At 36.9% G+C, this 7,023-nt stretch carries 7 protein-coding genes; 5 read left to right on the forward strand and 2 right to left on the reverse strand.

Annotation, left to right across the window (positions count from 1 at the left end; all coding sequences use genetic code 11):
• Nucleotides 1–317 precede the first annotated feature (317 nt).
• Entirely contained in the window at nt 318–1,136 is an 819-nt protein-coding gene (gene comER, locus J2S13_RS16165; protein ID WP_307258885.1) for a late competence protein ComER, read from the reverse strand.
• 84 nt (nt 1,137–1,220) lie between these two features.
• Between comER and J2S13_RS16170 the strand changes: the two genes are divergently transcribed.
• The 3 genes from J2S13_RS16170 (at nt 1,221) to J2S13_RS16180 (ending at nt 4,724) form a co-directional block, all read left to right on the forward strand.
• Nucleotides 1,221–1,859: a helix-hairpin-helix domain-containing protein gene (locus J2S13_RS16170; protein ID WP_307258886.1), complete on the forward strand. Its 639-nt coding sequence runs from the start codon at nt 1,221–1,223 to the stop codon at nt 1,857–1,859.
• 61 nt (nt 1,860–1,920) lie between these two features.
• A complete protein-coding gene (locus J2S13_RS16175; protein ID WP_307258887.1) occupies nt 1,921–2,382 on the forward strand; it encodes a ComE operon protein 2 in 462 nt (153 codons plus the stop codon).
• 47 nt (nt 2,383–2,429) lie between these two features.
• The gene (locus J2S13_RS16180) at nt 2,430–4,724 is read left to right on the forward strand and encodes a DNA internalization-related competence protein ComEC/Rec2 (RefSeq protein WP_307258888.1); all 2,295 of its coding nucleotides are present in this window, start codon (nt 2,430–2,432) and stop codon (nt 4,722–4,724) included.
• 76 nt (nt 4,725–4,800) lie between these two features.
• Here J2S13_RS16180 and J2S13_RS16185 read toward each other — a convergent pair whose 3' ends face one another.
• Nucleotides 4,801–4,932: a YqzM family protein gene (locus tag J2S13_RS16185; protein ID WP_307258889.1), complete on the reverse strand. Its 132-nt coding sequence runs from the start codon at nt 4,930–4,932 to the stop codon at nt 4,801–4,803.
• Nucleotides 4,933–5,357: 425 nt separating this feature from the next.
• Here J2S13_RS16185 and holA point away from each other — a divergent pair, with 425 nt between their 5' ends.
• Nucleotides 5,358–6,383, forward strand: a complete 1,026-nt coding sequence (gene holA, locus J2S13_RS16190) for a DNA polymerase III subunit delta (protein WP_307258890.1) — start codon at nt 5,358–5,360, stop codon at nt 6,381–6,383.
• A gap of 141 nt (nt 6,384–6,524) precedes the next feature.
• Nucleotides 6,525–6,929, forward strand: a complete 405-nt coding sequence (locus J2S13_RS16195) for a hypothetical protein (RefSeq protein WP_307258891.1) — start codon at nt 6,525–6,527, stop codon at nt 6,927–6,929.
• The last annotated feature ends 94 nt before the right edge of the window (nt 6,930–7,023 follow it).

Consider the following 7,023-nt stretch of genomic DNA (forward strand, 5'->3'; position numbering starts at 1 on the left):
AAGGCGACTGTTCTGCCACGACAAGCAAGTGACAAGGTCCGAAAGAGGGCGGTTTTCCCCTCTGAAGGAGATTGACAGTTGACCTCGAGTGGCAAGGAGCCGTAGCTAGCCAAGAAAAGCGAAGGCGACTGTCCTGCCACGACAAGCAAGTGGCAAGATCCGAAAGAGGGCGATTTTCCCTCTGAAGGAGATTGACAGTTGACCTCGAGTGGCAAGGAGCCGTAGCTAGCCAAAAAAGTCCTTTCCATTTTATTAATGGAAAAGGACTTTTTTTTAATTCTATGAAGGATTTTTCATCTACTTAGCGAATAGTATAATTATCCGAATTGATTTTTTGTTATCGTTAAATCCTCTGCGAATTTTTCATGTGTTGCTTGGAATAATTTTTCAAACATTTCTCCTATTTCGTCCTCTAACACCCGAATTCCTTCCCCAGTAATTCCACCTTTTACACAGACTTTTTCTTGAAGAGTTGGCAATGTATAAATCTTTTTCTTTAATAATTCTCCTAAGCCAATTAACATTTCAGACGCGAGGATCGTTGCTTTGGTTTCGTCGATTTCAGTCTGATTAACGGCACCATTAATAAACTTCCTTGTTAAATAGCTAAAAAATGCAGGACCACAGCTTACAATATCTGATGCGACCCTCGTAATGTTTTCTTCGATTTCAATTGGAGTTGAAATCATCTTCATAGTTGTCCATAAATATTCCTTCCATTCCTTTTCGCAGCAGTTTCCAAAGGTAAACAATGTAATTCCTGATAAGGCACGATTTGTAATACTTGGAATCATCCTAATACAAGAACTTGAGACTACGGACTCTAATTGGTCAGTACTAATTGGACTTGTAATCGAGACAACACATTTTTGACGAGTGAAGAGCTGTTGATGCTGTTGTAATAATGGGTAGGATTGTTTCGGTTTTACACAGATGAAAATTAAATCACAAGTTTCAATTAATTCCCCATTACTTTGGCACACCGTGATTTGAGGGTAGTTTTTTTGATGTTGAACAGCTTTTTCTAATGTTCGATTGTAAATATATAAGCTTGAAGGGGGGATGGCTTTTGCTTCCAACAATGCCTCCATAATGATACTCCCCATATTTCCGGTACCAATGATTCCTATTTTCATACCTGTCCCCTCCTTTTGTGGGAATTCTCTTAAAACATATGTTCATGATAAGAAAAATATGACCATGAGGTGAAAAGTGCGATTATGAAAACATTTATTGAAAAATATAAAATGATTTTAGGGGGTGGTTGCCTCATTTTTGGTTTTATCCTCTTTCAATATTTCCAAAGCACAAACATCGAGGGTACTAATATACAAGAAACTAGCCTTTCCTTAGAGGAACCTTCCATGCCTCCATCACCGGGAAGAGAAGAACAAGAAGAAAAAAATGTTCCGAAACTGGTGATGGTGGATGTGAAAGGGGCTGTAGTAAAACCTGGTATGTACCAAGGGAGTCGTGATGAAAGGGTCTATGATATTATACAAAAGGCTGGGGGATTTGTAGAAGATGCGGATGAATCGAAAGTTAATTTTGCACAGAAATTACAAGACGAAATGATTGTGTATGTGCCAAAAGTTGGGGAAGAGATTCAAGGTATATCTAGCCCGGCTACGACAACCTCTCCAAGTATGAATGGTAATAGCGAGCAAGCTTTAATCAATATTAACACAGCAACTTCAGATGAATTGCAAAAGCTTCCTGGAATTGGTGAAACTCGAGCTCAAACGATTATTGAATATCGGGAAACAAACGGGCCATTTCAAAAAATTGAGGATCTGAAAAATATTTCAGGAATAGGGGAAAAAACTTTTGAGAAACTGCAAGATCAAATAAGTATTTGACGAAATAAAAAAAATCCGGATAAACTGGTAGTAGGAGAACGTTTAAAAAGGAGACTGTATTGTGAATAGAATTTCTTGGAATCAGTATTTTATGGCTCAAAGTCATTTACTTGCATTAAGAAGCACATGTACTAGATTAACAGTTGGAGCAACTATTGTAAGGGATAAACGAATAATCGCAGGGGGATATAACGGATCTATTGCCGGAGATGTTCATTGTGTGGATGAAGGGTGCTATGTAATTGATAATCATTGTGTTCGCACGATTCATGCGGAGATGAATGCCTTGTTACAATGTGCAAAATTCGGGGTCCCGACTGAAGGTGCTGAAATCTATGTCACCCATTTCCCGTGTTTACAATGCACGAAAGCACTCATACAAGCGGGGATTAAAACGGTGTACTACGCGAAAGACTATAAAAATAATCCTTACGCCGTCGATCTGTTTGAAAAAGCAGGGGTGAAAGTAGAAAAAGTCCCACTAGAGTTACCATTGAATGAACTACTATTGTCGGAGTCATAATTCATTCATTTCATCCTATTTGAAAAAACCGAATGAAAGGTGTATACATGAAAGGAAAAATCGTTTATTTTGCTGTTTTTGCTCTTTATGGGTATGTATGGGCACTTCCAAGTAATAGGGGTGTCCTGCTTGTTTTCTCTTTTCTCATTCTTTATCTGCTCTTCAAACTACCCAAACCATTTCTTTCTCTTTCCATCCTCATTTTTTTCCTGTTTTATTTTTACGGAAATTATAAAGAATCCCAACAAATTTCCCTTTATTCTGGGGAGGAATCAAGATTTCAACTTACGATTTCACCTGATATGACAGTAGATGGTGATTTATTAAAAGCAACAGTAAAAACAGATCGGCAGGAAAAGTTGAAACTATATTATCGAATCCCATCCGAACAAAATAAGGAACAAATAGAAAAATTCCTTCCACATAACCGATCCTGTCTTATCCAAGGTACACTTAAAAAGCCAAATGGGATCAGAAATGAAAATGGATTTCAGTTTGAGAAATTTCTAAACCAGCAGCAAATTTTTTGGATCCTTGAACCTCAATTTATTTCCCTATCTTCCTGCAAGCCTGCCCCTCGAAGCATTCTCTCAACATTATTTGAATGGAGACATTCTATGACCGAGATCATTAAGGAAGACTATCCTGATGAATTAAAGGGGATTGCGGCGGCCTTGCTATTTGGGGATCGCTCTTTAGCTGAAGATGAGTTATTGACAGCTTACCAACGACTAGGAATTATTCATTTACTAGCGATTTCAGGATTGCATGTCGGACTGATTTCAGGGGCATTGTTTTATATTCTAATTAGAATGGGAATCACAAAAGAATATGCAAACATCATCCTCCTCATTTTTCTTCCGATTTATGCGATTGTAGCTGGGGGATCTCCACCAGTTATTCGTGCAACATTGATGACGATCGTTGTCCTACTCTCGTTGCAAAGGCCAGAGAAATGGACACCATTGGATGCTCTTAGCTGTAGTTTGCTGATTGTTTTGATCCTACAGCCTTATTTAATCTATCATGTTGGTTTTCAACTTTCTTATGCGGTTAGTTTCTCTTTAATCCTATCTTCCACCCGAATCATTCCAATATTTCAAACCCTTTTTAGTAAAATGTTTGCCATCACCGTTATCTCCCAAACCGCGAGTATCCCGATCATGCTCTTTCATTTTTTTGAAATCTCCTTTTTATCCCTTATTACAAATTTGTTTTTCGTGCCGTTTTATGCGTTTATTGTTCTTCCTTTCATACTAGGGACGTTTTTACTCCAATTTTTTCTTCCAGGTATAATGTCTTTGCTCCCTGTTTTTATGGTCATTGTTCAACCTATTCATGAAGTGGCCATTCGATTATCCCAATGGAAATATGCCACGATCATCACAGGAATACCAAATGATCTATTACTCGCTCTTTATATTATGGCAACCATCTGTGCTTTTATTATATGGGAGAAGAAGAGAGGTCTGATCTACGGTAGCTTCGTGGTGGTCTTGACCATCGTTTTTCATTTATTTCTTCCATTTTGCCATCCACAAGGCGAGGTCAACTTTATTGATATTGGGCAAGGGGACTCGATATTGGTTCGTCTACCATATTCTAAAGGGACCTATTTAATTGACACGGGAGGAGTGTTGCCATTTAAAAAAGAGCATTGGAAGGAACGACAGCAATCGTTTTCGATTGGTGAGGATGTTTTGATTCCTTATTTTAAAAGTAAGGGAATCACTCAAATTGATAAGCTTATTTTAACCCATAGTGATTATGATCATATTGGCGCCTCTATTGAAATAATGGAACATCTAAAAATAAAGGAAATCATCATTAGCCCAGGATCGGAAGCAAAAGCTGTAATGAAGAATATCATCCATCAAGCCCAAAGAAGAGAAATACCTGTACAATATGGAATCGCCGGTCAATCATGGACAGTTCAAGGGGCTTTCTTTTCTTTCCTCCATCCTGCTGATACTCGATATGAAGGAAATGATGATTCGCTCGTATTGTATATGGAGCTAGGAGGAAAAACCTGGTTATTAACGGGCGATTTGGAAAAAGAAGGGGAAGAAGACTTGGTGAAAAGATATCATGTGAATGTAGATATTTTAAAGGTCGGTCATCATGGGAGTCGGACGTCAACAACTGAACCATTTTTAGATATGCTTTCACCTTCCTACGCGATTATATCTGTTGGTAAAGGGAATCGATATGGACATCCACATCGTGAGGTAATGGAGTCATTAAAAAAAAGGAGGGTGAAAATGTTACGGACGGATGAACATGGCGAAATATCTTATAAATTTTACGGGCAAAAAGGAACGTTTTTCATACAAAGCCCATAGCATATAGTACAAAGAATCACAGCTGCAGAAAAAAGAAAGAAGTTCGCCTAAAAAGACGAACTTCTTACTTAGTTTATTATCCCATAAGTTTGATAGCTGTAGCAATAATAAACAATGTAGCAAAAAAACCAAATGAAACAATGAATCCAACTGCTGAATCAACTGCATCATTACGTTTTGATTGGACGTTTTTTTCAAATTCGTTCACAACTACCCCTCCTATTTCTTTTTTAGTATAGACGATACGATTTAAAAAATCTATAGTTGATGCTATAAAAAGCTCAATCTTCCAACAGTAAAGAAAAATATGTTGATGAATCTTCACAAATGATGTTGACATATCCCCTTTTCCACAAATGACAAGAGTTAACACCTATAATTTGTTTCCGATTGTTGAAAATATAATCAAGAACCTCTCCTTTTCCTCATTTTTAGAAAGGGATCATTTTTCCCTCTTGTATTAAAGGTAGTACCGTTGGTTTAAAGAAGATTCCCGGGCCTTCTTTAACAACGTTCATATAGATCGCGAGGGGAAACTTTTTAATCGATAGAAGTTCCCCCTTGCCAAGATTGAAATGCTTTTTTACCATATAGATAAGAGCTTGCCACGAAATAAAGATGAGGAGAAAAGCATTGATTAGCATATGGAAAGATATTGAAAACAAAAAGTTCTCGAATATTTATTTATTATTTGGTAAAGAATCTTTTTTTATTAAAGAAACAAAAAGAAAATTATTGGAGAATGTATTAACAGAAGAGGAAATGGATTTTAATTTTTCCTCTTATGATTTAGAAGAAACTCCGATCGAGCTTACCCTAGAAGATGCTGAAACATTACCATTTTTGGGAGAACGACGGTTAGTTTTTTTACATAACCCTATATTTCTAACTGCTGAAAAGTCAAAAGATAAAGCGGAAAAAATGGAACATCATTTAAAGAAATTAGAGAAGTATTTAGAAGAACCAGCCCCATTTTCTGTCATTGTATTTATCGCTCCATATGAAAAATTGGATGAGCGAAAGAAACTCACAAAATTATTAAAGAAAAAAGCCACAGTGCTAGAAGCAAAAAAATTAAATGAACAAGAATTAAAAAAATGGATTGTAGAAATTGCGAAGCGAAATGAAATCGAGATGAGTAACGAGGCAATTGAGCAATTGCTCATATTAGCTGGGACAGATTTATTGCAATTAACAAATGAAGTGGAGAAATTATCGCTTTATGCTTCAAATACAGGAAAAATTGATGTGGAAATGGTTCAAAAACTCACTTCAAGATCATTGGAACAAGATATTTTTTCTATTGTAGATCGAATATTAAAGCGAAAAATCGATGAGGCACTAAGAATTTATTATGATCTATTAAAACAAAAAGAAGAACCGATCAAAATATTAGCCATTATCGCGTCACAGTTTCGATTGATTTATCAAGTAAAAGAATTATCACGGAGAGGATATGGGCAACCGCAAATTGCTGGAGCAATAAAGGTTCACCCTTTTCGTGTGAAATTGGCAGCGGGTCAAGCAAGGGATTTTTCAGAACAAGAATTAATGAGAATCATCGATTTATTGGCCCAATGCGACTACGAAATGAAAACGAGCTCTATGAAAAAGGAAATGATTATCGAGATGCTTTTGTTTAAGCTCCATCGATCATGAAAAAAGGGGCTGTCCAGAAAGTCAGTGAAAACTGATTTTCTGGAGCCCCTTTTCTTTTTTTTTCTAAAAAATTGCACAAAAAAATCGTCCTATCTTGTAAAATGAAGTTACCACACTACATTACAGAAAAGGCGATTTTTTATGTGCAATCCGAAGATTACTACTGAAAATTATAACACGCAAATGACTCTTCTTCCAGAGAAAGAGGAAAAAAAGACCTCCAAACGGCAACTAGCTCCGACATTTAAATCCTACGATAATCGTCAAATTCAAGCTATTTTCGATATTGAAGCACTCATACCTGATCATCATGTGGCACGTGTGGTCGATGTCGAGTTCGGGATTGTGGCATTAGCCCACAATCTCCTGAAAGTAGCAGGCATCCGCCAGCTACTTTCAGGAGAAAAGAGAAAAAACATAAAAGGCAGTAGAGAAAGACGAGTCGTTTTTCTCTACTGCCTTTATTTTAGGGACTTATTATACAGCCCCACTTTGATTTATTACCAAAAGTTTTTGAGGACATCTCTAAGTTCACGTGACAATTAAGATGTACTTATGCTTTTTAGCCCAAGACCTTCCTGTGAAGCACAATTAATATTTAGTTGAAAGCCAATATGTAGGGGACTGACTATTTTCTTCA

Origin of the sequence: Oikeobacillus pervagus, from assembly GCF_030813365.1 — a bacterium.
Taxonomy (GTDB): Bacteria; Bacillota; Bacilli; order Bacillales; family DSM-23947; genus Oikeobacillus; species Oikeobacillus pervagus.